The 24,851-nt window shown below is 63.7% G+C and carries 25 protein-coding genes; 8 read left to right on the forward strand and 17 right to left on the reverse strand.

Annotation, left to right across the window (positions count from 1 at the left end; genetic code table 11):
- Nucleotides 1-2 precede the first annotated feature (2 nt).
- From mnmE to ACFMBG_RS00755, 3 genes are all read right to left on the reverse strand, one after another.
- Nucleotides 3-1,289, reverse strand: a complete 1,287-nt coding sequence (mnmE, locus tag ACFMBG_RS00745) for a tRNA uridine-5-carboxymethylaminomethyl(34) synthesis GTPase MnmE (protein ID WP_421052824.1) — start codon at nucleotides 1,287-1,289, stop codon at nucleotides 3-5.
- A gap of 30 nt (nucleotides 1,290-1,319) precedes the next feature.
- Nucleotides 1,320-2,591: a transcription termination factor Rho gene (gene rho, locus ACFMBG_RS00750; RefSeq protein WP_421052825.1), complete on the reverse strand. Its 1,272-nt coding sequence runs from the start codon at nucleotides 2,589-2,591 to the stop codon at nucleotides 1,320-1,322.
- Nucleotides 2,592-2,765: 174 nt separating this feature from the next.
- Nucleotides 2,766-3,221 (reverse strand): CopD family protein, encoded by a 456-nt coding sequence (locus ACFMBG_RS00755; RefSeq protein ID WP_421052826.1) that lies wholly within the window; start codon nucleotides 3,219-3,221, stop codon nucleotides 2,766-2,768.
- A gap of 410 nt (nucleotides 3,222-3,631) precedes the next feature.
- Between ACFMBG_RS00755 and ACFMBG_RS00760 the strand changes: the two genes are divergently transcribed.
- Genes ACFMBG_RS00760 through dnaQ form a run of 4 tightly spaced genes read left to right on the forward strand, consistent with a single transcriptional unit; the run spans nucleotide 3,632 to nucleotide 6,369 of the window.
- Nucleotides 3,632-4,231, forward strand: coding sequence for a Maf family protein (locus ACFMBG_RS00760; protein ID WP_421052827.1), 600 nt, complete (start codon nucleotides 3,632-3,634; stop codon nucleotides 4,229-4,231).
- A complete protein-coding gene (locus ACFMBG_RS00765) occupies nucleotides 4,228-5,061 on the forward strand; it encodes a shikimate dehydrogenase (RefSeq protein ID WP_421052828.1) in 834 nt (277 codons plus the stop codon). Before ACFMBG_RS00760 ends, ACFMBG_RS00765 begins: the two co-directional genes overlap by 4 nt.
- Nucleotides 5,058-5,651, forward strand: coding sequence for a dephospho-CoA kinase (gene coaE / locus ACFMBG_RS00770; protein ID WP_421052829.1), 594 nt, complete (start codon nucleotides 5,058-5,060; stop codon nucleotides 5,649-5,651). Before ACFMBG_RS00765 ends, coaE begins: the two co-directional genes overlap by 4 nt.
- A complete protein-coding gene (gene dnaQ, locus ACFMBG_RS00775; protein ID WP_421052830.1) occupies nucleotides 5,644-6,369 on the forward strand; it encodes a DNA polymerase III subunit epsilon in 726 nt (241 codons plus the stop codon). The genes coaE and dnaQ overlap by 8 nt, the downstream gene beginning before the upstream one ends.
- 72 nt (nucleotides 6,370-6,441) lie before the next feature.
- Here dnaQ and secB read toward each other — a convergent pair whose 3' ends face one another.
- Together secB and ACFMBG_RS00785 are read right to left on the reverse strand one after the other, a co-directional pair.
- Nucleotides 6,442-6,930 (reverse strand): protein-export chaperone SecB, encoded by a 489-nt coding sequence (gene secB / locus ACFMBG_RS00780; protein ID WP_421052831.1) that lies wholly within the window; start codon nucleotides 6,928-6,930, stop codon nucleotides 6,442-6,444.
- 56 nt (nucleotides 6,931-6,986) lie between these two features.
- Nucleotides 6,987-7,487 carry an FxsA family protein gene (locus tag ACFMBG_RS00785; protein WP_421052832.1) on the reverse strand — a complete coding sequence of 167 codons (501 nt, stop codon included), beginning with the start codon at nucleotides 7,485-7,487 and terminating at the stop codon, nucleotides 6,987-6,989.
- A gap of 116 nt (nucleotides 7,488-7,603) precedes the next feature.
- Here ACFMBG_RS00785 and ACFMBG_RS00790 point away from each other — a divergent pair, with 116 nt between their 5' ends.
- The 3 genes from ACFMBG_RS00790 to ACFMBG_RS00800 are packed head-to-tail and all read left to right on the forward strand — an operon-like array spanning nucleotide 7,604 to nucleotide 9,897.
- Complete coding sequence (locus ACFMBG_RS00790) at nucleotides 7,604-8,260, forward strand: Tim44/TimA family putative adaptor protein (protein ID WP_421052833.1); 657 nt, start codon at nucleotides 7,604-7,606, stop codon at nucleotides 8,258-8,260.
- Nucleotides 8,257-9,309 (forward strand): murein transglycosylase A, encoded by a 1,053-nt coding sequence (gene mltA, locus ACFMBG_RS00795; RefSeq protein WP_421052834.1) that lies wholly within the window; start codon nucleotides 8,257-8,259, stop codon nucleotides 9,307-9,309. The genes ACFMBG_RS00790 and mltA overlap by 4 nt, the downstream gene beginning before the upstream one ends.
- Entirely contained in the window at nucleotides 9,310-9,897 is a 588-nt protein-coding gene (locus ACFMBG_RS00800; protein WP_421052835.1) for a Smr/MutS family protein, read from the forward strand. It begins immediately after the preceding gene.
- Between the two features lie 11 nt (nucleotides 9,898-9,908).
- Here the strand turns inward: ACFMBG_RS00800 and ACFMBG_RS00805 are convergent, their stop codons facing one another.
- The 3 genes from ACFMBG_RS00805 to hslV form a co-directional block, all read right to left on the reverse strand.
- Complete coding sequence (locus tag ACFMBG_RS00805; protein ID WP_421052836.1) at nucleotides 9,909-11,024, reverse strand: alpha/beta hydrolase; 1,116 nt, start codon at nucleotides 11,022-11,024, stop codon at nucleotides 9,909-9,911.
- Nucleotides 11,025-11,103: 79 nt separating this feature from the next.
- Nucleotides 11,104-12,411, reverse strand: coding sequence for an ATP-dependent protease ATPase subunit HslU (gene hslU / locus ACFMBG_RS00810; protein ID WP_421052837.1), 1,308 nt, complete (start codon nucleotides 12,409-12,411; stop codon nucleotides 11,104-11,106).
- A 64-nt stretch (nucleotides 12,412-12,475) separates the two neighbouring features.
- Nucleotides 12,476-13,033: an ATP-dependent protease subunit HslV gene (gene hslV, locus ACFMBG_RS00815; protein ID WP_421052838.1), complete on the reverse strand. Its 558-nt coding sequence runs from the start codon at nucleotides 13,031-13,033 to the stop codon at nucleotides 12,476-12,478.
- A gap of 221 nt (nucleotides 13,034-13,254) precedes the next feature.
- Between hslV and ACFMBG_RS00820 the strand changes: the two genes are divergently transcribed.
- Nucleotides 13,255-13,446: a DUF1127 domain-containing protein gene (locus ACFMBG_RS00820; protein ID WP_421052839.1), complete on the forward strand. Its 192-nt coding sequence runs from the start codon at nucleotides 13,255-13,257 to the stop codon at nucleotides 13,444-13,446.
- 52 nt (nucleotides 13,447-13,498) lie between these two features.
- Here ACFMBG_RS00820 and ACFMBG_RS00825 read toward each other — a convergent pair whose 3' ends face one another.
- The 9 genes from ACFMBG_RS00825 to ACFMBG_RS00865 all read right to left on the reverse strand — a co-directional run bounded on the left by ACFMBG_RS00825 (nucleotide 13,499) and on the right by ACFMBG_RS00865 (nucleotide 24,787).
- Nucleotides 13,499-13,870: a Lin0512 family protein gene (locus tag ACFMBG_RS00825; protein WP_421052840.1), complete on the reverse strand. Its 372-nt coding sequence runs from the start codon at nucleotides 13,868-13,870 to the stop codon at nucleotides 13,499-13,501.
- The gene (locus ACFMBG_RS00830; RefSeq protein WP_421052841.1) at nucleotides 13,867-14,214 is read right to left on the reverse strand and encodes a Lin0512 family protein; all 348 of its coding nucleotides are present in this window, start codon (nucleotides 14,212-14,214) and stop codon (nucleotides 13,867-13,869) included. Before ACFMBG_RS00830 ends, ACFMBG_RS00825 begins: the two co-directional genes overlap by 4 nt.
- Nucleotides 14,215-14,370: 156 nt before the next feature.
- Nucleotides 14,371-14,691 carry a thioredoxin gene (trxA, locus tag ACFMBG_RS00835; RefSeq protein WP_421052842.1) on the reverse strand — a complete coding sequence of 107 codons (321 nt, stop codon included), beginning with the start codon at nucleotides 14,689-14,691 and terminating at the stop codon, nucleotides 14,371-14,373.
- Between the two features lie 62 nt (nucleotides 14,692-14,753).
- The gene (gene addA, locus ACFMBG_RS00840; protein WP_421052843.1) at nucleotides 14,754-18,107 is read right to left on the reverse strand and encodes a double-strand break repair helicase AddA; all 3,354 of its coding nucleotides are present in this window, start codon (nucleotides 18,105-18,107) and stop codon (nucleotides 14,754-14,756) included.
- A complete protein-coding gene (gene addB / locus ACFMBG_RS00845) occupies nucleotides 18,104-21,037 on the reverse strand; it encodes a double-strand break repair protein AddB (RefSeq protein ID WP_421052844.1) in 2,934 nt (977 codons plus the stop codon). The genes addA and addB overlap by 4 nt, the downstream gene beginning before the upstream one ends.
- The gene (locus ACFMBG_RS00850) at nucleotides 21,027-21,719 is read right to left on the reverse strand and encodes a nucleotidyltransferase family protein (RefSeq protein ID WP_421052845.1); all 693 of its coding nucleotides are present in this window, start codon (nucleotides 21,717-21,719) and stop codon (nucleotides 21,027-21,029) included. Before ACFMBG_RS00850 ends, addB begins: the two co-directional genes overlap by 11 nt.
- Entirely contained in the window at nucleotides 21,719-22,717 is a 999-nt protein-coding gene (locus ACFMBG_RS00855; RefSeq protein ID WP_421053072.1) for an aminoglycoside phosphotransferase family protein, read from the reverse strand. The genes ACFMBG_RS00850 and ACFMBG_RS00855 overlap by 1 nt, the downstream gene beginning before the upstream one ends.
- Complete coding sequence (tsaE, locus tag ACFMBG_RS00860; RefSeq protein WP_421052846.1) at nucleotides 22,714-23,190, reverse strand: tRNA (adenosine(37)-N6)-threonylcarbamoyltransferase complex ATPase subunit type 1 TsaE; 477 nt, start codon at nucleotides 23,188-23,190, stop codon at nucleotides 22,714-22,716. The genes ACFMBG_RS00855 and tsaE overlap by 4 nt, the downstream gene beginning before the upstream one ends.
- 49 nt (nucleotides 23,191-23,239) lie before the next feature.
- Nucleotides 23,240-24,787, reverse strand: a complete 1,548-nt coding sequence (locus ACFMBG_RS00865) for a PAS-domain containing protein (RefSeq protein WP_421052847.1) — start codon at nucleotides 24,785-24,787, stop codon at nucleotides 23,240-23,242.
- Between the last annotated feature and the right edge of the window lie 64 nt (nucleotides 24,788-24,851).

The following is a 24,851-nucleotide window of genomic DNA, read 5'->3' on the forward strand; positions in this document are numbered from 1 at the left end:
CTTCATTTCCCCAGGCAGAAACTTGAGAAAATCTCATCCAGGAGATTTTCCACTCCGATCCGCCCCACCAGCATTTCCAGTGCTCGAATGGCCGAGCGCATTTCCTCGGCCGCTATATCATAGAATTCCGGGCCGCGCTGCAGGATTTCCTGCGCATCAGCCAGACTGGCCAGCGCCGACAGCATTGCATCACGGTGCCGTGCGCGCGTTGCAATGCCCGCTTGAGCCGAGCGAGTCTGCAAGACCTTCGAGACATGATCAACCAGCCGGTCAATCCCCTGCCCCGACCGGCCGGAAATGGCATTTCCGGCATCATCGCGCAAATCCGCCTTGGGAAGCAGCCTGATATCACCCTGCTGCATCTCAACATCCAGGACATCACCCTCTTCCGCCAGGAAAACGCGCAGATCCGCATCTTCGGCCCGTTTCCGCGCCAAGGCAATTCCGATCCCTTCGACATGATCATCCGTATCGCGCAAGCCGGCGGTGTCGAGCAGCGTGACAGGCAAGCCGGCCAGATCCATGCGGACTTCGATGATGTCGCGGGTGGTGCCGGCGTACTCGGACGTGATCGCCGCTTCCCGGCCGGCCAGCGCGTTCAGCAGCGTAGACTTGCCGACATTCGGAGCACCGACAATTGCCACCTCAAACCCGCTGCGGATCCGTTCGGCTATCCTGACACCGGCGGTCTCTTTTTCAAGGCCGGCCTGAACATCCGCCAGCAAGGCTGAAACCTCTGGGGTAACGTCGACCGGCACTTCCTCGTCGGCGAAGTCGATGGTCACTTCGATCAGGGACGCTGCGCGGATCAGCTTCGCCCGCCAGGTTTCCGCCAATTGCCCCAGCCCGCCGGCGAGAATAACTTGTGCCTGCTTGCGCTGCGCTTCTGTCTCAGCATCGATCAGATCGGCAAGACCCTCGACCTGGGCCAAGTCCAGATTGCCGTTCTCCAGCGCCCGGCGGGTGAATTCACCGGGTTCAGCCATTCGCAGCCCGTCGATTCGGCCAAGCGAGTCAAGCACGGCAGCGACAACAGCCGTGCTGCCATGTGTTTGGAATTCAACGGTATTTTCGCCAGTAAAGCTGTTCGGCGCAGTAAAGGTCAGGACCAGCGCCTCATCCAGGCGTTCGCCTGATTCGTCCTGGAGGATTCGCAGGCTGGTGCCCCGCGCCGGCAAGTCCCCGCCGCAAAGCTGCGCGCCGGCGGCAAGTGCCAATGGGCCGGAGACGCGGATCACCGCAACCCCGGCCTTCCCTTGGGCGGAGGCCAGCGCAAAGATCGTGTCCATGGGGTGGCCTTTCTCTCTCGCCGGCCCGGGTCAGGTGTTCATCGAGTCGAAGAACTCGGAGTTGGTCTTGGTTTGCTTGAGCTTGGACAGCAGGAACTCGATCGCATCGGTGGTGCCCATCGGGTTCAGGATCCGGCGCAGCACAAAGGTCTTGGCCAGATCACCCTTATCGACCAGCAGGTCTTCTTTCCGGGTGCCGGACTTGAGGATGTCGATGGCGGGGAACACGCGCTTGTCGGCGATCTTGCGGTCCAGCACGATTTCCGAGTTACCGGTGCCTTTGAATTCTTCAAAGATCACCTCGTCCATCCGGCTGCCAGTGTCGATCAGCGCGGTGGCGATGATGGTGAGCGAGCCGCCTTCTTCGATGTTCCGGGCCGCACCAAAGAAGCGTTTCGGCCGCTGCAGGGCGTTTGCGTCGACACCGCCGGTCAGGACCTTGCCCGAGGACGGCACAACAGTGTTGAACGCCCTACCAAGTCTTGTGATCGAATCGAGAAGAATCACAACATCTCGTTTATGTTCCACCAGCCGCTTGGCTTTTTCGATGACCATTTCGGAAACTGCAACGTGGCGGGTCGCCGGCTCGTCGAAGGTGGAGGAGACAACCTCGCCCTTCACCGAGCGCTGCATGTCCGTCACCTCTTCCGGGCGTTCGTCGATCAGCAGAACGATCAGGTAGCATTCCGGATGGTTCTTCTCGATCGAATGCGCGATGTTCTGCAGGATCACCGTCTTACCAGTCCGCGGCGGCGCCACGATCAGCGAACGCTGGCCCTTGCCGATCGGGGCAACCAGGTCGATCACCCGGGCGGAACGGTCCTTGATGGTCGGATCCTCGATCTCCATCTTCAGGCGCTCATCCGGGTAGAGCGGCGTCAGGTTGTCAAAGGCAATCTTGTGGCGGGCCTTTTCCGGGTCTTCGAAGTTGATCATGGTGACGTTGGTCAGCGCAAAGTAGCGCTCCGTCTCCAGCGGCGCCTTGATCTGGCCTTCCACCGTGTCGCCGGTGCGCAGGGAGTACTGGCGGATCATGTCCGGCGAGACATAGATATCGTCCGGGCCGGGCAGATAGTTTGCCTCGGGCGAGCGCAGGAAGCCAAAGCCGTCCTGCAGCACTTCCAGCACCCCGTCACCGCCAATGTCCCAGCCTTCATCCGCACGTTCCCGCAGGATCTGGAACATCATCTCGCCCTTGCGCATGGTCGAGGCGTTTTCGATCTCCAGCTCCTCGGCCATCGCCAGCAGCGCTTTGGGGCTTTTCGCCTTGAGATCGGACAGGTTCAGGGATTGCACGGTCATATAGATACGGCCTCTACTCCCCGCTTCGCCGGGGGTCGGTCACACGACAGGTTTGGAAAACACGGAATGCCCGGACGGGCCCGTTGGAAGCCATACATAGGGACTCGTTTCAGGTGAGTCAAACGCCGGCTGCAAGCGTTCAGGCGCTGCCGGGCCTGTTTCTGCGCCTCTGCGCTAGAATTTGAAGATGACGGAAACCACAATCACCAGCATCAGCACCGTGGGCACCTCGTTCATCAGCCTGAACTGCCGGCCTGTCAGCCTGTTCCGCCCTTCTTTGAAATCGCGGTAGCGGAACAGCAGCCAATGATGGAACCAGGTCATGGCAATCACCGACACCCCCTTGGTCCAGGGCCAGACATAGCTCCAGTCGACGATTCCTGGCGTCAGCACGATAAACAGCCCTGCGGCCCAGGACACATACATGGCAGGCCGCATGATGATCCTCAGGAGCTTCTCTTCCATGGTGAGGAAGATCGGGATTGCTTCCTGTACATTCTCAGCGTGCTCCACGTGATACACGAACAGACGGGGGAGATAGAAAAGACCGGCCATCCAGCTGAGCACCGCCATGATGTGCAGCGACTTGGCATATGGGTAGAGCGTGAACATCACGTCGCTCAGGTCCATGGGCAGTTCTCCCGGGTCAGATCTGATCACCCTAATAATTAAATGAATATTAGAAGGATGATGTTTTTGTAGTGTGCGTGGATTCCGGTGGATAAGTGAATCCTCCCCCGCTTATCCCCAGCAGGGATAAGATTCCAGCTTGGATGGGACAGGAGTCCTGGTTTCCTCGCCGGCGCCAGAAAAATAAGGCGTGTTAAGGATCTCTTTACTTTCCCGTGCTTGGGGATAACAGCGGGATGATCCGGGGAGAGCCGGCATATCCACGGATTCAAAGTTATCCTGACTCACAAAGGACGACTCAGCGGGCTGAATCCCGGGATTTGCGTCAACCCCTGGAGTCTTTACTTGAGCGCGGAAAACCATACAAAACGTCCTGAAACCGTCTGCTTCTTTCCCACGGGGTTTTCCACATGACTGCCCACATAGTGCTGGCTTCTGGTTCCGAAATCCGGGCGCATCTGCTGCGCCAGGCCGGGATCGAATTCGAAACGGATGTGCCGCGTCTGGATGAGCAGGCGATCAAGGCCGCGCTGCTGGCAGAGGAAGCGCCGCCGCGGGACATCGCCGATGCGCTGGCAGAGGCCAAGGCGCGCAAGATCAGCAGCAAACATCCGGGACGTCTGGTGATAGGATGTGATCAGGTACTTGATTTTGAAGGAAAAATTCTTTCCAAGCCGGCAAGTGAAGAGGTCGCGCTGGCCCAGCTGAAGGAGATGCGGGGCAAGCGGCATATGCTGTTGTCGGCAGCCGTGATCTATCGGGATGGTGAGCCGGTCTGGCGTCATGTCGGGCAGGTCAGGCTGGTGATGCGCAAATGCTCTGACGCCTATCTGGAGGACTATGTTGCACGGAATTGGGACAGCATCCGCCATGCTGTGGGAGCGTACAAGCTGGAAGAAGAAGGCGTGCGGCTGTTCGCCTCCATCGAGGGCAGTTACTTTAATGTCTTGGGATTGCCGCTGATGGAGCTTATCAGTTACCTGGGACTGCAAGGGGTAATCGAGCAATGACAGAAGCAAAAATCCCGCTCGCCGGCGTGATCGGCTGTCCGGTTGCGCATTCCAAATCCCCGCAACTGCATGGCCACTGGCTGAAATCGCACGGCATCGCCGGGCATTATGTCCCGATGCACGTGGAGCCCGAGGACCTGGCGGAGACCATCCGGACGATGCCGAAAATGGGGTTCGTCGGCGCCAATGTCACCATTCCGCACAAAGAGGCGGTGATGGAGATTGCCGACAAGGTCACCGACCGGGCCAAACTGATCGGCGCGGCAAACACCCTGATTTTCCGCCAGGACAGGACGATCCTGGCCGACAATACTGACGGCTACGGCTTTATCACCAATCTGCACCAGGGCGCACCTGACTGGGATCCGCAGTCCGGTCCGGCCGTTGTGCTTGGGGCCGGCGGCGCCTGCCGTGCAGTGGTTGCCTCGCTGATGGAGGCCGGCGTGCCGGAGATCCTGCTGAGCAACCGCACCCGTGAACGGGCAGATCAGCTGCAGAAGGATTTTGGCAGCCGGATCCGGGTTGTGGATTGGGTTCAGGCCGGCAACGCGATCGAGGAAGGCAAGCTGATCGTGAACACCACCTCGCTGGGCATGGTTGGCAAGCCGCGCCTGCGGGTGCCGCTGGACGGTCTGCAATCCAATGCCGTGGTGACCGACCTGATATATGCGCCCCTTAAGACGGATCTGCTGCAAACGGCGGAGGAAGCCGGCTGCACCGTGGTCGACGGGCTGGGCATGCTGCTGCATCAGGCGGTGCCCGGGTTCGAGCGCTGGTTCGGCCACCGGCCCGAGGTGGATGCCGCGACACGGGCGGCGGCGCTGAGATGAGCTTCAACCTCGGCCTCACCGGCTCCATCGGCATGGGCAAGAGCACGACGGCAAAGCTGTTTGCCGATCAGGGCTGCGCGGTTTGGGACGCGGATGCGGCCGTTCACCGGCTGTATGGCAGGGGTGGGGCCGCCGTTCAGCCGATGGCAGCCGCATTTCCGGATGCCATCGAGGACGGAGAAGTTTGCCGGGCTGCGCTGAAACGGATCATCGGTGCAAATCCGCAGGCCTTGAGGCAGATCGAAGCAATCGTGCATCCGCTTGTCGCCCTGGACCGGGCTGCGTTCCGGGCGCAAGAGCAGAGCGACATCCTGGTCTTTGACATCCCCCTCTTGTTTGAAACCGGCGGCAACGCGGAAATGGATGCCGTGGCCTGCGTCACGGTAGATGCAAAGACCCAGCAGGAGCGGGTTCTTGACCGCGGAACAATGACGCTTGAGCAGTTCCGGCATATCCTGCAAAAACAGATGCCGATTGAGGAGAAGATGGCCCGCGCCGATTATGTGATCGAGACGGACACGCTCGAACATGCCGAGGCGCAGGTGGCAGAGATCCTCGCAGATATCAGGAGCAAACTAAGCCATGCGTGAAATCGTTCTTGATACCGAAACCACCGGGTTTGATCCGTTCTCCGGCGACCGGATTGTCGAGATCGGTGCGGTGGAGCTGTATAATCACATGCCCACTGGCAAAACGTTCCACGAGTATATCAACCCGGAACGCTCGATGCCGGCTGAGGCGTTTTCGGTCCACGGCATCGGCCCCGACCTGCTGGAGCCGCCGCAAAACCCCGAACCCGGCGCGGTGACGCTGCGGGACAAACCGGTCTTTGCCAAGATCGGGCAGAAATTCCTCGATTTCGTGCAGGACTCCATTCTGGTCATCCACAACGCCAGCTTCGACATGAAGTTCCTGAATGCGGAACTGGACTGGATGGGCCTGCCGAAACTGCCAATGGACCAGGCGCTCGATACGCTGGCGATGGCCCGCAAGCGGTTCCCGGGCTCGCCGGCAACGCTGGATGCGCTGTGCCGCCGTTTCAGCATCGACAACACCAACCGGACCCTGCACGGCGCGCTGCTCGACTCCGAAATCCTGGCGGATGTCTATCTGGAGCTGATCGGCGGGCGGCAGCCGGACTTCGGCTTGTCTGCCCAATCTTCCTCCAGCTCGGCGCAGGTCGAGGATGACTGGCGCCCGCTGCCGCGCTCAACTCCCCTGCCCGCACGGATCACCGCAGAGGAATTGGCCGCGCATGAGGCGTTTGTGGCCAAGCTGGGTGATGAGGCCTTGTGGAAGGCGTCCTGATCGCGGGCAAGGCGCCAAAAGAATAACGCCGCTGAAACCCAGCGGCGTTTTTTTGTCTCGAAAGTTTGAACCTTACTGCGGCGTTGCAGCGGCCGCAGCCTCTTGCTGGCGGCGGGCCAGCTCGTTGCGGTAGATCGCGACAAAGTCGATGTTGTCCAGGTTCAGCGGCGGGAAGCCGCCGTCGCGGGTCACGTCGGACACGATACGGCGCAGGAACGGGAAGGTCATGCGCGGGCATTCGATCAGCAGGAACGGGTGCAGCTGGTCTTCCGGCACACCGACGATGTTGAACACGCCGACATATTCCAGCTCCAGCACGAACAGGACGTTGCCGCTTTCCTTGTTCTTGGACTCGACGGTCAGCTTGGTGACAACCTCGTACTGGTTCTCAGCCGAACGCTTTTTCGCATCCAGGTTCACCTGCACGCTGACGTCGGGCTGAACCTCGCCGCCGGTGCCTTTCTGCGCCATCACGTTTTCGAACGACATGTCGCGGATGAACTGGCCCAGAATGTTCATCTGGACTTGCGGCTGCTGCTGGGCTTCGCCGTTTTCGGCCATGTAGATACTCCTGAAAATATGCTTTGGACCGTGCTTACCAGCTTGGTCCGGGTTCCTCAACGGGGACCGTCAACCCAGCCGGAGGGACCGCCGCGCCGGTCTGCCGGTGTCACATCTTCGTAATCGCCATCGATGATGTCGTCGGGCCGGCCGGCCGCTCCGGGATAGTGGCGGCCCTGCATGCTGCCGGGGCCCATCTGGAACTGCGCCACTGTGACACGGGCGCGCAGGTAGCGGTAAACCGCCAGCCGCACCGGCGGCATCAGCAGCGCAAAGCCGACGGCATCGGTGAAGAAGCCCGGGGTTAAAAGCAGGGCGCCGGCCACCAGGATCATGGCGCCATGGGCCAAAGGCTCTGCCGGATCAGACAGTTGCTGGAACGAGGATCTCAGCTGCCCCATCGCCATGCGGCCCTGGGTTTTCACCAGCCAGGTGCCCAGCACCGCGGTCAGAACCACAATGGCCAGGGTCGGCCACAGGCCGATGGCGCCGCCAACTTGAATAAACAAAGCGATTTCAACGATGGGAACCATCAGAAAGGCCAGCAAGAGATACATCGGGGGTTTCCTTGAGATCATACACCCGGGCGGTAGACTTGCTCCCGCCCGTCACCTACATAAGACGTGACCGCTTTGGTTTCAAACAAAGCACGAACGCCTAGCATGAGGTATCCATGGAGTCGCCTGTGATTCAGCTTTTGGTTCTGGCCGGTATTGCTGTGTTTCTGATCCTGCGCTTGAAAAGCGTGCTCGGAACGCGCGAAGGCTTTGAAAAGCCGCCGCTGCCGCAATCCGAAGCCCGGGGCCGCCGCCCGGATCTGGAGGTGATCGAGGGCGGCCCGGACCGCGACATCACCGATTATGTGGCGGAAGGCAGCCAGCAGGCGCAGGCGCTGGCGGCAATGAAACGGGCCGAGCCCTCCTTCCAGGTGCAGGAATTCGTGCAGGGCGCGCGCGGTGCCTATGAGATGATCCTGATGGGCTTTGAGCATGGCAACCTGGACGATATCCAGCCGTTCCTGGCGGAGGATGTCTTTGACAGCTTCGTGGATGCCGTCGCGCAGCGCGAGGATAAGGGCTACAAGATTGAGGCCGACTTCATCGGCGTGCGGGAAACCACCCTGGTTGACGCGCAGTTCGAACCGCAGAGCGGCCGCGCCGAAATCACCATGCGCTTTGTCGCCGAGATGACCTCGGTGGTCCGCGACCGCGGCGGCGATATCGTCGAGGGCGACCCCAAGGCGATCAAACGTCAAAAAGACACTTGGGTCTTTGCCCGCAACATGGGCAGCGACGACCCCAACTGGCAGCTGGTTGCGACGGACGCATGATTGCGGCGCTTCGGGGGGCACTTGGGGCGGCTGCAATTGCAGGTGCCGCGATGACCGCCTCCGGGGCGCAATCAGAGACCGTGTCCAGTATCCTGGACTTTGAACAGCTCGATGGTTGGGCAGAGGATGACCACGCCCAGGCGCTGCAGGTGTTTCTGGGAACTTGCAAGGATCTGAAGGACCCCGACTGGGCCGCCCTGTGCAAGGCCGCCCAGTCGCAGCCGCCGGACGGGGCCCGGGCGTTTTTTGAGCTGTTTTTCCGCCCGGTGCTGATCGAGGACGGCAACCCTGCCCTGTTCACCGGCTATTTCGAGCCGGAACTGAACGGCTCCCGCTACCCGACCAGCCGCTTCCGCTATCCGGTTTACAAGATGCCGCCCGAGGCGCGCCGCACCGGTCTGTGGCTGCCGCGCCGCGATATCCTGACCGGCGATGTGATGCAGGGCCGCGGGCTGGAAATCGCTTGGGTGGATGACCCGGTGGAGCTGTTCTTTCTGCAGATCCAGGGTTCCGGCCGGATCCGCCTGCCGGATGGCTCCACGATCCGCGTCGGCTATGGCGGCGCCAACGGCCACCCCTATAAATCCATCGGCAAGGAACTGGTGCGCCGCGGCGTCTACAACGCCCATCAGGTCAGCGCCCAGGTGATCAAATCCTGGGTCCGGCGCAACCCCGTGGATGGCAAGGAACTGCTGTTTCACAACCCGTCTTATGTCTTCTTCCGAGAGGTGCGGAAGGTTGCGGCCTCCAAGGGCCCGCTTGGCGCCATGAACCGCTCGGTCACGCCAATGCGCACCATTGCCGCCGATCCCGCCTATACCCCGCTGGGGGCGCCGGTCTGGGTGGAAAAGGACGGCCATATGCCACTGCGCCGGCTGATGGTGGCGCAGGACACCGGCTCCGCCATCAAGGGCGCGCAGCGGGCCGACATCTTTGTCGGCACCGGCGACGAGGCCGGCGAGGCCGCCGGCACGATGAAAGACCCGGGCCGGATGGTGGTGCTGCTGCCGATCCAGCGGGCCTATGCGATGCTGCCGGAAGACCTTTGAATGACACGGCGGAAATTGACAGGCGACGAGATCGACCTCTGGCACAAGGTCGTAAAGCACACGGAGCGTTTGCACCCGGGTGCCCATTCGTCGCCGCCTGCCCCGCCGATGCCGAAACCCAAGCCGGTCAAGCAGCCAGAGCCGCGCCTGGACCCGTTTGAGGTCGGCAGCCGGGCCAAACCCAAGCCGGTGAAGCATGACCTGAAGCCTTCGATTGCCCGCAGCCTGGCCAGCGATCCGCTGCAGATGGACGAGAAGGCCTTCCGCCGTATGAAGCGCGGCAAGCTGAAGCCGGAAGGCAAGCTGGACCTGCACGGGATGCGCATCGACACCGCGCACCCTGCCCTCACCCGGTTCATCCTGTCGGCGCAGGCCTCCGGCAAACGGCTGGTGCTGGTGGTGACCGGCAAGGGCAAGGACCGCGACGAGCCGGGCCCGATGCCGGTGCCGCGCGGGGTGCTGCGCCACAAGGTGCCGCAATGGCTGGCGCTGCCTCCCCTGGCGCAGGCGGTACTGCAGATCACGCCGGCACACGTCAGCCACGGCGGCGCGGGCGCCTATTACGTTTACCTGCGGCGCAACCGCTGAGGGCTGGCCCGTTACCTGTTGTCCGCAGGCCTGCCCGACAGCGCGACCTTGATGGCATTCTCCCGAATGACGATCTGACCTGGCAGAATGCTCCGCAAACGCTCCGGGTCGTCGGCAAACGTGTCCGCGGTTTGCCGCGCACCGTTCAGCAGGGCCAGCAGCGCCGGCGAGGTGGCGGTTACAAAATGCTGTGACTCCGCCTCGTCGGCAAAGGCGGTGGTGTCGATGATTTCGACCGGCAGGCTGCTGAGCTCTTCGATGTTTTCAAGGTTGCCGAGCCGCTCGCGTCCTTCCAGCCCGCGCAGGCGCTGGGACAGCGTCAGGACGTTGTCCTTGCGCGAGACAAAGATCAGGAACGGTTGCGGCACCTGTTTGAACCGGCGCATCTGGGTCTTGAACACATCGATGTCCAGATCCGGCGACATCAGCACCACGCCGCCCAGGTTCCGGGATGTCCACCCAGGGGTCTGGATTTCGATCTGGCGCAGCGTCTCCATCGCGAGCAGCCCGCCCATCGAATGGGCCACCACAACCACCCGGCCAGCGCCGGACGCGCGCAGTCTGCGCAGCAGCTGCTCCAGCCCGTCGCGGGCGAACAGCACGCTGTCACCATCATAGGCATAGCCCAGCGGCCGCCCCTTGCTGGGCCAGGAATAGATGACCGTCGCGCCGGGGACGTCAATGTCATGGGTCAGCTGAGCCGCCCGGAATGCGGTCTCGGCCTGGGTGGAGTTGAAGCCGTGCACAAACACGGTGACATCGCGTTCCTTCGGCGGGAACTTTGCCAGCTCCTGACGCAATCGGGCGCCAAAGGCGGCTTCACTTTCGAATTTCTTCCGGCCCGCCATGGTAAATTCGGTGACGGGATCCGGGTTCCTGTAGCCGAATTTCAAGGACCCTGGCGTGTGTTCCGGCGGAATCGAAACGGTGAGTTCAAGCAGGCTGAATCCTTCCGCCCGCTCGCCGCCAAAGGTGCCATCCGGCAGCTGATCGCGGTTGGTGGCGGCGAACACGGTCTTGGGGGTGCCCACGTGCAGGGCTGCGGGAACAGTGGGAGAATAGGATCTGTCGGTACAGGCTGCCAGAATAACCAGCATCACACCGCAGATCAGGCGCAGCCCTTGCATCTCGTCCCACCTCAATGAACTGACGGCAGGCTACTGCACCTGCCGCCAATGTCCAGCGTCTGCAATCCGCACTGGCGGTTTACAGCACGTAACGGCTGAGATCGGATGAGCGGCCAAGCTCGCCCAGGTTCTTCGCGACAAAGGCTGCGTCCACGGTCACCGCCTCCCCCGAACGGTCCGGCGCGGTAAAGGACAGCTCCTCGAACACCCGCTCCATCACAGTGTAAAGCCGCCGGGCGCCGATGTTTTCCACAGTCTGGTTCACTTCGGCCGCAATCTTGGCCAGAGCCGCGATCCCGTCTTCGGTAAAGGTGACCTCAACCTCTTCGGTGCCCATCAGCGCAGTGTACTGCCGCGTCAGCGCGTTGTCGGTCTCGGTCAGGATGCGCACAAAGTCCTCTTCCGTCAGCGCCCGCAGGTTCACCCGGATCGGCAGACGGCCCTGAAGTTCAGGCAGCAGGTCCGACGGCTTGGCGATGTGGAAGGCGCCGGAGGCGATGAACAGGATATGGTCGGTCTTGACGGGCCCGTGCTTGGTGCTGACGGTGGTGCCTTCGATCAGCGGCAGCAGGTCGCGCTGCACACCCTCGCGGCTGACATCACCGCCGCGGGTTTCCTGCCGCGCACAAACCTTGTCGATCTCATCGAGGAAGACGATGCCGTTCTGCTCCACCGACTCCAGGGCGGTGCGGGTGACGGTTTCATCATCCAGCAGCTTGTCGGCCTCTTCGCCGATCAGCACCTCGTAGCTTTCGGCGACGGTCATCTTCTTGCGGGTGGTGCGCCCGCCCATCGCCTTGCCGAACAGATCGCCGAGGTTCAGCATGCCCATGTTGCCGCCGGGCTGGCCGGGGATCTCGAACATGCCCATCGGGCTGGAGGTGTCGGCCACGTCCAGCTCGATCACGGTATCGTCCAGCTCCCCCGCCTTCAGCTTCTTGCGGAACATCTCGCGGGTGGCTTCGCGGGCATCACTGCCGGCGATGGCTTCCACAACCCGGTTCTCCGCCGCCTTGTGGGCGTTGGCCTTCACGTCCTCGCGCATGTACTCGCGGGTCTGGGCAATGGCGCTGTCGACCAGATCGCGGATGATCTGCTCCACGTCCCGGCCGACATAGCCGACCTCGGTGAATTTGGTGGCTTCGACCTTGATGAAGGGCGCGCGCGCGAGCTTGGCCAGGCGGCGGGAGATCTCGGTCTTGCCGACGCCGGTGGGGCCGATCATCAGGATGTTCTTGGGATACACCTCATCGCGCAGATCGTCGTCCAGCTGCTTGCGCCGCCAGCGGCTGCGCAGGGCAACGGCCACGGCGCGCTTGGCCTCTTTCTGGCCGATGATGAAACGGTCCAGCTCCGAGACGATTTCGCGGGGGGTCAGATCGGTCATGTCAGTCCTTTCCCGGGGGCAAAACTTTTGAGAAAAGTTTTGCTAAGAATTTTGCTTAAAATTCTTAGCCGCCGATGGTTTCGACGGTCAGGTTTCCATTTGTGTAGACACAGATATCGGCGGCGATGGCCATGGCGTCCCGCGCCACGTCTTCAGCGGATCTGCCGCTGTCCATCATGCCGCGGGCGGCTGCCAGGGCGAAATTGCCGCCCGAGCCGATGGCCGCCACATCATGTTCCGGTTCCAGCACGTCGCCGGCGCCGGTGATCACGAACATGTCCCTGCCGTCGGTGACGATCAGCATCGCCTCCAGCTTCTGCAGGTATTTGTCGGTGCGCCAGTCCTTGGCCAGCTCGACACTGGCCCGCGCCAGCTGGCCGGGGGTGGCTTCCAGCTTGGCTTCCAGCCGTTCCAGCAGGGTAAAGGCGTCAGCGGTCGATCCGGCAAAGCCCGCCACCACGTCAAACCCGCCGGGCGACAGGCGGCGCACTTTGCGGGCGGTGCCCTTGATCACGGTCTGCCCCAGCGAAACCTGGCCGTCGCCGGCAATAACCACCTGGCCGCCCTTCTTGACACCGATGATAGTGGTGCCGTGCCAGCCAGGAAATTTATCGTCTGCCATGTAAGTCTCCGTTTGGTTGCCCCCTATATGGAACCATCCCCCCGCCGGCACAAGAGAGCGGTCGAGATCGGCGGTGCTCCCGGTCCTGTGCCGCTGTTCGCTGCTATGCAGAAATTGCAGATCGGGGCTGTCGAACCGGCAATTGCGGGACTCGGCACCGCATCCTAAATGAGGCTCACAACCGGCACAGGGTCGGCTGTTTCTCAGAAGGATATGCGCAAATGACGACCGCAAACATCCATGCGCCGCTCGGAGCAGTCACCGTTCTCCGTATGGTCGACGCAATGGCCAACGTCAAAAACACCATCGTGGAATGGTATGAAGCCCGCGAAACCCGCAAGGTTCTGGCGCAGCTGACCGATGCCCAGCTGGCAGATATCGGCCTGGACCGTTCCGACATCGCCAAGTTCTGATCCCCGATGACCAGAACCCTTGAATGAGCCGCCCTGTTACGGGCGGCTTTGTTCATTCCGGGGGGCTGGTTTTGTATTTGCCGGCCTGATCCGGCAGCCAGGCTTCGATTGCGGCTGTGGCCACCACATGGCGGGAGCCGGCGCCGTCATCTTCCACGTCCAAACCGCCCTTGACGGCGCGCACGCTGGCGCGGCCGCGCGGCAGGTCCCGTGCCACCAGATCGCAATCCACCGCCTCCGGCTGCTGCACGCCGATGGTCACCTCCACCCGCATTTCGCTGTGATCGATCCCCAGCTTGGAAAACAGCGTGATCGACGAATGATGCAGGGCGTCCTGCACCGCGCGGCGGGCGGCCTTGGTGTAGTCCTGGCCATAAAGGTCGTTGCCGGTGCCCATTTCCAGGATGATGCGCTTTTCGCTCATTTTATGGCCTCCATATCAAAGGACACGATCACCGCTGCATTGGCGATCACCGTGCGCCCGCCGTGGGGCTTTTCAATGTCGAGCCCGCCTTCAACGACGCGGATGCTGGGCCGGCCGTAGGGGAAAATCTCCAGCAGCGCGTCCTTGTCCACCGCCTCCGGTCTCTGAACCCCGATCTCGGCATCAATGATCATGTCTTCTTTTGAGAAATCAAACAGTTCCGCCATGTTGACGGAATTGTGCCACAGCGCGTCCCTGATCGCGCGGCGGGCGGCTTCGGTGTAGTCTTCGCGCCTGAGCGATGTGCCCATGCCGAATTCCACCAGGACCCGTGTCTTGGCCATGTCGCCTCCTGTACCTGTTCCGGGAGGGACCCTTGCAGGGCGGCCGGGCAAAGGAAAGAGCCAGTTTGGCGCCTGCCGCTACACCAGAGCCCGTTAAACAAAAAAAGGGCTGTCCCCGCGGGGACAGCCCTCTGAAATCCGGAAGCCGGATCAGGCTCAGATCGACTCTTCGATCCAGCTCTGCAGTGCGGCCTTGGGGGCAGCGCCGGCACGGTTCGAGACCACCTGGCCGTCCTTGAAGATGAACAGCGCCGGGATGCCGCGCACGCCCATGGCGGCGGCGGAGTTCGGGTTGCTGTCAACGTCGACCTTGGCAATTTTCACCTTGCCGCCGAGTTCCGCGGCCAGCTCTTCCAGAGCCGGGCCAATCTGTTTGCAGGGACCGCACCACTCTGCCCAGAAATCCACCACAACGGGGATATCGGAGTTCTTGACTTCGGCGTCAAAAGTGGCGTCGGTGACGGCTACGGTGGACATATGCATGTCTCCATGAGTGTGTGGCAACTGGAGTCGGAACCTAGGTACGGCTTAACCGATCGTCAAGGTTCCAACTGCCGCTTCAATGCCGCAGTCACGAGGTCGTGCGGCAGCGGCATCAGGGTGGCAGTACGGGTCCAGAGCAGCGCGGTTTCGATGGTGCGGCCCGGATAGATCAGAGCCAGCGCATGGGCATAGGCCCCCATCTGCCGCAGCAGGCCCTCGGGGCATTGTTCAGGCGCTGCCGGCACGGTGGCGTTGGATTTGAAATCCACCGCCAGGACCTTCTCCGGGGTGATGCTCAGCCGGTCGATGACGCCATGCAGGCGGGCGCCGTTCAGGTCAGCGGTGACAGGAACCTCGGCCAGCGTATCCGGATGAAACACATCCGCCAGGGCGGCATTTTGCAGAACCGCGGAGGCTTCACCCAGCAGTTCTGCACAATCGCCGCCCCCTTGCAGCAGGTTCTGTGCCAGCTGCGGCCAGTCTGATTCCGGCCGGCCCGGCAGGTGCTCCAGCAGCAGGTGCAGCCGGCTGCCCCGGGCCTTGGCGGCCTCTTCGTCGAGACCCTGATCGCCGGGCAATGCCTTCGCTCCACCCAGATCAGAAGGACTGAGCGCCGGCGCCGGCGCTTCATAGGGTTTGGCCGGGCGGGTGAAGACCTCCGGCAGTTCATGTTTCGCAACTTCATGTGCTTCAGGCACGACCAGCGGCAGGCCGTCCCAATCGCCATGCTGCAGCCTCAGGCCGGTGCCGCCCTCTGCGTCGAATTCCACTGCGCCGCCGTCGCGCATGGCGCGCTCCGCCAGCCGGTACCAGCTGTCGCCCTGCTCGCCCACCTCGCCGGCGGCAGCGACAATCAGCCATTTTTCCGCCCGGGTCAGAGCCACATACAACAGCCGCAGCCGTTCGTTCTGCAGTTTCTCCTGCGCGGCTTCACGGGCCGTCAGCATCGCGGGCGGCATCTGGTCCTTGGGCAGTTTCCAGACCGGAGTACCATCTGCCAGCATGATTTCCGCATCCCGCGGTGCCTGCCGTTTGGCAGTGTCCGGCAGGATCACGATCGGCGCTTCCAGCCCCTTGGAGCCATGCACCGACATCACCCGGATCATGTTGCCGGCCGCCCCCATCTGGCGTTTGATCTCCAGATCATCGGTCTGCATCCAGACTAGGAAACCGGTGAGGCTGGGCACATCGGTGCGCTCATAAGCTAGGGCCTGCGACAGCAGCGCGTTGATGCCGTCCTCTGCCTCCGGCCCCAGCCTGCCCAGCAGTTTCTGGCGGCCGCGGTGGCGGGTCAGGATGCGTTCGATCAGGTCATAGGGGCGAAGAAAATCGGCATTGGCGCGCAGGTCATCCAGCACCGCCATGGTTTCGGGAAATTCCCCTGCCCGCTCGCGCAAAGCCGACCACAGGTACATCGCCTCCCGCCGGTGCGCGAGGTCAAACAGAGCCTGCTCAGTCCAGCCGAACAGCGGCGATTTCAGCGCTTCCGCCAGTGACAGCGAGTCTTCCGGCAGCGCCAGGAACCGCAGCAGTGCCGCGATATCCTTGACCGCCAGTTCAGCGCCTACCTTGAGCCGGTCGGCGCCGGCGATGGGCAGCTCGGCCTTCTTGCAGGCGCGGATGATCTCCGAGAACAGATCGGAGCGGCGCTGCACCAGGATCAGGAAGTCGCCGGCCTGCACCGGGCGGCGCTGAAAGGTGCCGCGCTCCGGGCCGTCTTCGGGGATGGTGACGCCGGTTTCGATCATCTGCTTGATCGAACGCGCGATGCGTTCGGCCAGGATCACCGTGTGATGGCGGCTGCTGGGGCGGTCGACGGGGCTGGTCCAGTCCGGGTCCTCGTCATCCTCGACCTTGCCGACCACCGGCCACAGGTCCACCCGGCCCGGCAGGTCGGACTTGAAGGCTCGGTGCAGCGCCTCCTTGCGGAAACCTGCTCGCGGGCTGTCGCGGAACACCAGATCCACCAGTTTCAGAATCGCGGCGGAGGAACGGAAGGAGAAATCAAGCGAAGCATCCTGCAGCCCTGCCCCGGTTTCCGCCAGCCGGTTGCCGAACTCCTGCTGCATCCGGTCGAACGCATCCGGGTCGGCGCCCTGGAAGGAATAGATCGACTGCTTCTTGTCGCCGACCACAAAGATGGTGCGCTCCACGTCCGAGCGCGCGCCCTCGCCGGCGGTGAATTCCTGCGCCAGCTTCTCGATCACGTCCCATTGCACCGGGCTGGTGTCCTGCGCCTCGTCCACCAGAATGTGGTCGATGCCGCCGTCCAGCCGGTAGAGCACCCAAGAAGCAACGCTCGGATCGTTCAGCAGCTGGCGGGCCTTCAGGATCAGGTCGTCAAAGTCGAGCCAGCCGCGCAGCTGCTTGCGGCGCTCGTATTCCGGCAGGAAGGCGGCAGCAAAGCGGTGCAGGTCGTGGCTCTTGCGGGCGGCCGTGAGGGCGAGGCGTTTGGCGCGCGCATCCTCGACCCGCCGCATCAGCGGTTCCAGCTGATCCATCAGGGACAGGTGGGATTCGCGCAGTTTCTTGGTTGGGAACTTGTCTATTTTGGCGGTGAACGGTTCCTTGGCGCTGGCGCCGGTCAGAAAGACGCTTTCGAGTGTGTCCAGATCGGCGAGCGTGGGCTTGGTGATGCCGGCGAGCTTGGCCGCTGCCCTCTGATCGGTTGTACCGCCCTGCCCCAGCATGCCGCGGGTGCGCTGCAGCAGCTCTTCCTCGCCGCCCAGGAAAACCAACGCCTCCAGCGCGGCCTCGTCAAAGCCTTCGGGCAGGCCGAACAGGTCCAGCAGCCCGTTCCAGTCCAGCGGCTCGCCGAAATCGGCGCGGCGCTGGCAGATGGCAGACGTGAGCGTTTCGAAATCGCTGTCGCTGACATGGCGCGCCAGAGCATCGACCAGCGGCACCTCGGTGCCTTGGGCAAGATCCTCCATGATTTCCGCCCGCAGCAATTGGCCCGCGCGGTCGTCCATCTCGGAAAACTGCGGGCTGACGCCGGCCTCCAGCGGGAAGCGGCGCAGCAGCGAGGAACAGAAGGAGTGGATGGTCTGGATCTTCAGCCCGCCCGGCGTCTCGATCGCGCGGGCAAACAGGGTGCGCGCCTTGGCCAGATCGCCGGCTGCGGTGTTGACCTCCCCCAGCTCGGTCAGTGCTGCGATCAGCGCCGGATCGCCCAGCATCGCCCATTCGCCAAGCCGTTTGAACAGCCGGTTCTGCATCTCGCTGGCGGCGGCCTTGGTGTAGGTGAGGCACAGGATATGTTGTGGCTGCACGCCCTTCAGCAGCAGCCGCGCCACCCTGTCGGTCAGCACCTTGGTCTTGCCGGAGCCCGCGTTGGCCGCCAGCCATGTGGAGGCATCGGGACGGGCCGCGCGGAACTGCGCCTCGGAGGCGGCGTCGCGGATGGTCATGCCAGATCCTCCGGCTGCGGTTCGGCGCTGCGGTCCCATTCGCCGTAGCGCGCGAGGTGGTCATAATCGCCGGCGATGTCGTCGCGGTGCACCATGCGTCGGCTGGAATAGCCTTGGTTAGGCTCGAAATAGGCTCCGATCAGCGTGCGCAGCTCATCCCAGACCTTGGCGGGAGGCTCATCCTCCAGCGGTGCGCGCACTTCGTTCAGTTTACTGCCCAATCCTATGAACAGCGCACGCGCCACTTCCGCCGGACCGAGGTCGTCAAAGGCGCCTTCCTCGGCCATGGCGGCCTCTATCAGCAGCTGTTTTTCAAATTTCTTCTGCTGTGCCTCGCTGGGTGGTGTGCCGGTCTTGTAGTCGTAGAGATGCAGAAAGCCGCGGTCGTCCATGTCGATCCGGTCGGCGCGGCAGGCGATGGTGAAATCCAGCGGATCCAGCCGGGCGCTGCCCTTGGCCTCAAAAGCAACCGGCCTGGCGCGGGCTTGGCGCTCCTGCTCGGCCAGGATGAAATCGCCGGCAATCTTGCGGATGCGGCTGTGCCACAGGATGCGGGCGACGGGCCAAGGCACATGAGTCTCCAGTAGGTCTCGCGTCTTGCCGATCAGCTGCTCCGCCGTCAGCAGGGACGGGTCGGCCTGGGCGTCCTTGATGAAGTGCTCGAACACCTCATGCACAACAATGCCGCGCAGCAGGGCGTCGGGCTCTTGCACCAGCGGGTTGAGCGGTTTTAGCCGCAGCACATGTTTCGCGTAAATCGCATAAGGATCGCGGATCAGCCGCGGAATTTCGGTGATCGTAAGCCGCCGCGGGCGGGCCGCCACCGGCGGGCAGGGGGACGGGCGGGGATATTGCGAAATCGGCGTCGGCTCCTCCAGCGCCTCCGCCCAGCCGAGCCATTGGCGGCCTTTGGCCCGCATGGTGTCAAGTGCCGTGCGACCGCCCTGTTCCGGCAGGCCGGATAGCAGGTTGGTCAGCCGGTTCAGCCAGCGCGAGGGCACGGTGTCGGCCTCTTCCGAGCGTTCGGCGCGGGTCAGCCACACCTCGGGCGCAGCAATTGCCTGCTGGAAGTCATGTGCCGACAGGCCGATGCGGCGTTCAGGCAGCAAGAGCCCCGCCTGGTTGCGCAGCTGGCGGTTCAGCCAGGGATCGGGGCTGGCGGCCTCGGGCCAGCTTCCTTCGTTGAGGCCGCCAAGGATCACCAGATCGGCACCCTGCACACGCGCCTCCAGTGTGCCCCAGATCATGATCGAGCCATAAGGCGCATCGCGGTCACGGACCTCACCCTGGCTCAGCAGAGCGCCCAGCAGGTCGGCGAAGTCACGGGCGGTCATGTCGCCGCCATAAGGCGCCTCCTCCTCCAGGTTTTCGATGCAGGCGAGGGCGGCCTGGCCGGCCTTCTTGTCCCAAAGGGTACCTGAGCCATCGGCTTGGCTGCCCGCAGCAATGCGTTCGGCCAGGTCGCGCAGACGCTGGACCCAGTCCGTCAGGGGCAGGGTACCGGCAATCTCCTGGTCCGCGAAACAGGCTGATAGCCAGCCGGTCCAGCCCGGTGTCAGCTCACGGCCCTTTTCAAAGGCGGCAAAGGCGGCGGCATCCGGGAACGGGGGGCCGTTTCGGCGGAGCGACAATTCCAGCTCGCGGGTCTGGCGCAGGTGGTTGCCGCGGTCCGCGCCGTCATGGGTCAGCGGGTGTTTCAGCAAGGTCAGCAGTCTGTCGCAGGCCAGCGGTTTGCAGAACAGCCCCGCCACGTGCCGCAGAAACCGGCCCGGCGGCGACAGCTGCAACGGCTGGCCGGCCGAGTCATCTGGCAGGATGTCCCAGCGGTCCAGCGCGGCGGAGACCTGGCGGGTCAGCATCCGGTCCGGGGTGATCAGCGCCGCGGTCTGCCCGTCCTCTGCCGCCTGCCGCAGGCGCAGCGCGATGGCCAGCGCCTCGGCGCGGGGGCTCGGGGCCTCGACCAGGGTGACGTTTTCGGTGGCTTTGTCCAAACCGGTCAGCAGCGGGCCTTCGCTCATCCAGGCGTCGGTGACCGGGGCAGGGCGCAAGGCCAGCGAGACCAGCCGGTTGCGCTCGGGCGAGACCGGCGGGGTCTCTGTCCAGGGCTGCACGTCGCAAGGCGCAAGCTCCAGATCCTTCATCAGCTTGTAGAACCGGTACTGCGGGTGATCCTCCGAGATCAGCGGATCGTCCAGCCCAGCCCAGACATGCTCCGGCTGGTCAAAGTCGAACCCGGGCAGCACCACAGCCCCTTGCGGCAGCCGCGCGATGGCCTCCATCAGCATCAGCGTGGTCCCGCGTGAGCCGGTGGAGCCGGCCAGGATCACCGGATGCTGCGGGGGAGTGTGTTGCCATTGTTCAATCAGGTTCAGCACCACCTGCCGCTGCCTGGCCTGGGCATCCATCGCGCCCTCATGCAGGCCGGTGAACTCGTCCGCGATGCCGATGAAGGCCTGCGCCCGGGCCCAGTGGCCGGACATGTCGGAGACATCAAGCCCGCGGATCGTATCGGTGCTGACACCTTCGCCCTGCATCTCGTCGATCAGCGCCGCCAGGCTGTCGGACAGGTCATAGAGCGAGGCGCGCGAGGCGAGATCGGGCTGGGCGTCCAGCAGTTTCGCAATCAGCTGCGACAGCTCCAGCCGGCGCCGCAAAGGGGGCAGGGCGGGCGGCAGGCCGTCCAGCGTGGCGCGCTGGGCCAAGTCGGTCAGCAGCAGCATCCGCGGCAGCAGCATGGCCGGGCCGGCATCAAACAGGCTGCGCACCCGGCGCGCCATGCGGGAGGTGTTGACGATCAGCTCCGCCCTGGCCAGCGCCTCAGGCGGCAGGCCCTGGCTGCGGTTGCGCAGGCCCTCGACCAGCGCACGGGGGAAATCGGCGCCGCAGGGAACGGCAAACAGGCGCGGTTTGGCGGATGGTTCAAACATCATCTGCGGCAATCAGGTCCTCGGCCAATGTGATCCCCTCGGGATGGCCCACATCGCACCAGCGGCCGGGATATTCCAGCGCAAACAGCCGGTCCGCTGCGGCCATCTGGTTCCAAAGCACGTTCAGGGAGAAAACCTTGTCTTCAACCTGGTGCAGCCCCTCCGTTTTCAGGATTTGCACCCCGCCATAGACCAGATCGCCGCCGCGGCTGATGCGCCCTTCGGCGTCCATCGAGAAATCTCCGCCGCCGGTGCGGCCAACGGCCCGGTCCAGCGGCACACAAACCAGCAGCGCATCCATCCGCTCCGGATCCCAGGCTTCTTGCGCCAGCTGCAGCGGGTTCGGGCCTTTCCAGATGGCATCGGTGTTCATGGTGAAAACCGGGCTGTCCCCCAGCAGCGGCAGGGCATGGCGCAGCCCGCCGCCGGTGTCGAGAATGTCCGGCGTCTCAAGGCTCAGGAGCACGTTTTCAGGCTCTAATAAGGCCTTCAGCGGCTCTGGCTTGTAATGCAGGTTGGCCGCAATGCGGGCCGGGCCTGCTTCGCGCACGAGCTCCAGGGCATGGGCGATCAGCGGCCGGCCTGCCACCTCGATCATCGGTTTCGGCTTGTCGCGGGTCAGCTCCCGCATCCGGGTGCCAAAGCCGGCGGCAAACAGCATGACGGCATCGGGGGAGCGCTGCATCAGGGCCTCAGCTTGTCCAGATTTTCCGGGGTGGGGGCCGGCAGGCTCTCGTGCAGCAAAGCTGCCACCCGGGCGAGCGCCGGGTGCTCCAGCCCGCGGATGAAATGGTCCCAGACCCGCGGGATCAGATCCACGTAATGGGGTTTGCCGTAATCCATGCTGAGCCGGGCAAAGACGCCGAGAATACGCAGGTTCCGCTGCACGCCGAGCACGGTATAGGCGGTGCGGAAGCCGGACTCAGCGGTGCCGGAAGCCGCAATATAGCGGTCTATCATCTGCATTTCGATGCCGGCGGGCACGTCGCGGCGGGCGTCCTCCAGCAGCGACACCAGATCATAGGCCGGGTGGCCGGCGCGGGCGTCCTGGAAATCCAGCAGGCCAACGCGGGCGACGCCCTCGCGGTCCGGCAGCCACAGCAGGTTCTCGGCATGGTAGTCGCGCTGGACCAGCACCGGATCTCCCTTGACGGTTTCGCGCAGGATGTCCTCGAACATGTCCTCAAACCGGGCTTGCAGATCCGCATCCTGGCTGCCGAGGATGCCGGCGCGGTACTTTGACAGCGCCAGTCCGGACATCTCCGCCATCATCCGCGGGCCATAGGGCTCCAGATCCGGCATCGGCGCCTGGTGCAGCGTAACCAGCGCATCGGTCGCCGCTTCATAAAGCTCCTTTTCGAGTGCTGGTTCGCGCAGGATGACCCGCGCATAAAGATCGTCGCCCAGATCCTCAAGCAGCAGGAAGCCGTGTTCGATGTCCTGCGCCAGGATCTCCGGGGCGCTGAGGCCCTGGTCCCGCAAGTAGCCGGCGACGCGGATGAACGGGCGGACATCCTCGCCCTTCTCCGGCGGGGCGTCCATCAGCACCACGGTTTCGCCATCGGCCCCGGTCAGCCGCTCATAGCGGCGGTTGGAGGCGTCGCCGGCCAGCGGGCCGCGCTGCCAGCCGGCATAAGGTGTTGCGGACAGGAAGGTTTCGCAAAGTGTCTTGCGGTCGGTCATGCGCAGATGCGCTCCATCAGGGGCTGCCATTTCGGATCGCTCCAGCGGAGCGTCAGATGGCGGCGGTCTTCATGTTCGGGGTCCAGCGCCAGCGTCAGGTGCAGCGCGTGGGGAGGTGTCAGCTCAGCCAGCCGGTCGGGCCATTCAACCAGGCAGATCGCGGAGTCGAACGCTTCGGTCAGGCCCAGCTCCTCCAGTTCATCCAGCGAGGACAGCCGGTAGAGATCGGTGTGCCACAGCTCGCCGGCGGGCACATCATAGGTCTGCACCAGCGTGAACGTGGGGGAGGGTACATCCTCCGGCACCTCCATCAGCGACTGGATCAGGTGGCGGGCAAAATGAGTCTTGCCGGCACCGATCACCCCCTCCAGCAGCAGGCAATCGCCGGGGCGCAGGGCCCCGGCGATTTCTGCGGCCAAGCGGGCCGTTTCATCCGGTGAGTTCAGCGTGCAGGCCGCGGTATGCGTGGTCATGGCGGTACAATGCCGCCGCCGCCGGACTGCTGCAAGCGGGTTTCCCTGCTCAGCCCTGGGTGATGGCGGGGAAACGCTCCTGGCCTGCCGGCAGGGCGGCGGTTTCAGGCGGGCGGAAGCTGACCATGGTGGCGCCGTTCTGGATTGCGGACACCTTGCAGACCAGCGGGGTGCCATCGCGCAGCTGGACGCGGGACCACCAGGCCTCCCGCCCTTCGTAGCCGGCGACAAAGTCGCGGATCTCTCCCCAGACCGGGGTCGGGGCGCTGGTGTTCTGCCAGACCCGGCTGGCGTCCATGATCGAGACCTTGGCAAAGCTCGCCTCAGGATCCATCTGCCACAGGCTGCCATAGGCGGTGTTGGAGAAGGTCATGGTGCCGTCGCTGGCAAAGACCGCGATCGCCTCGTCCATCTGGTCCAGGATCGACTGGCCCATTTCCAGCTCCGAGCGGAACTGGCGGGTGAGAGTCACCTCGGCGGTGATGTCCTCGAACAGGAAGGCGATGGCGCCATCGGGATGCGGGCGCCCGGACACCTTGTAGACGGAACCCGATGGCAGCGACCAGGTTTCCTGGTACCGGCCTTCGGCGGCGGCTTCCAGCAGGTCGGCCATCTGGTGGCGCCAGCTGGAGTAGCTTTTGGGTTCCGGCATCATCCGCTGATCGCGCAGGCGGTCAAAGAAGGTTAGCAGGTTGGGCCGCGAGCTGAGGAAATTGGCGGGCAGGGCGGTGAGGTCGATCAGCACCGGGTTGAACAGCACCAGCTGGCGGTTGCGGTCAAAGATCGCGAGCCCGATCGACAGCTGGGCAAAGGTCTTGGCCAGGGTCTGGACAAAGTTGCGCTGCGCCACTTCCGCATCTACCACCGCGTTCACGTCGACCGCGTGGCACAGCCAGCCAGCCTCGGTTTCGGTGGTCGAGACGTTGTACCACAGCTTCTTGTTGCTTTCCGGCAGCGGGATGGAGATCCGCTCCGGCTTGCCGCTGGTCATCGGGTCGTGGAGATCGGTGAACAGTGGGTCGGCAAAATCCGCGTTCCGGCCGCGGATCTTCTGGCTGAGATTGTCATAGGCGAGGTTCGACCAGGTGACATTGCCCTCCTCCGATTGCAGCCAGACCGGGTACGGCGCCTGGTGCACGGCGGCGCGCAGGGTGGTCAGCTCCTGGTCGAGGGATTTGTTCTGCTCTTCCAGGGTGCTGCGGCGCAGCTGCACCCGGGTCACCCCGTCGATCCATTCGCAATGCGCCTCGCGGCTTTCGGCGGCGGCAGTGCCGGACAGGACCAGCGGGCCGACATCCTTGAGGAAGCCCGGCGATTGCGGCAGGCCCGGGTAGCTGCGGGCGAGCTGGTCGCGCAGCATGCTCCAGTCGAAATTCTCTGCCTGGTCGCCAATGAACTTGCGCGCGCCGGAGGACCAGCCGATCAGGCTGTTGTCGTCAAACAGGAACACCGCATCGGTGCGGCCGTCGGCGGCCAGCAGGTCGTGCTCCATGCCGCGGCGGCGGGGCGCGGGCGACAGCCACCAGACTGCGGCAGCAGCCGTTGCAGCGCACAGCGCCACCAGTACAAACCATTCGATCGAAGCGAAGTTCTGCATTTCGTCCTGCCCGTTCAGCTCTCGTTTACCCGCATGGTTCGTCAATAATGGTTAAATGAAGTTT

Source organism: Leisingera coralii, assembly GCF_049056525.1.
In the GTDB taxonomy this organism is placed as follows: domain Bacteria; phylum Pseudomonadota; class Alphaproteobacteria; order Rhodobacterales; family Rhodobacteraceae; genus Leisingera; species Leisingera coralii.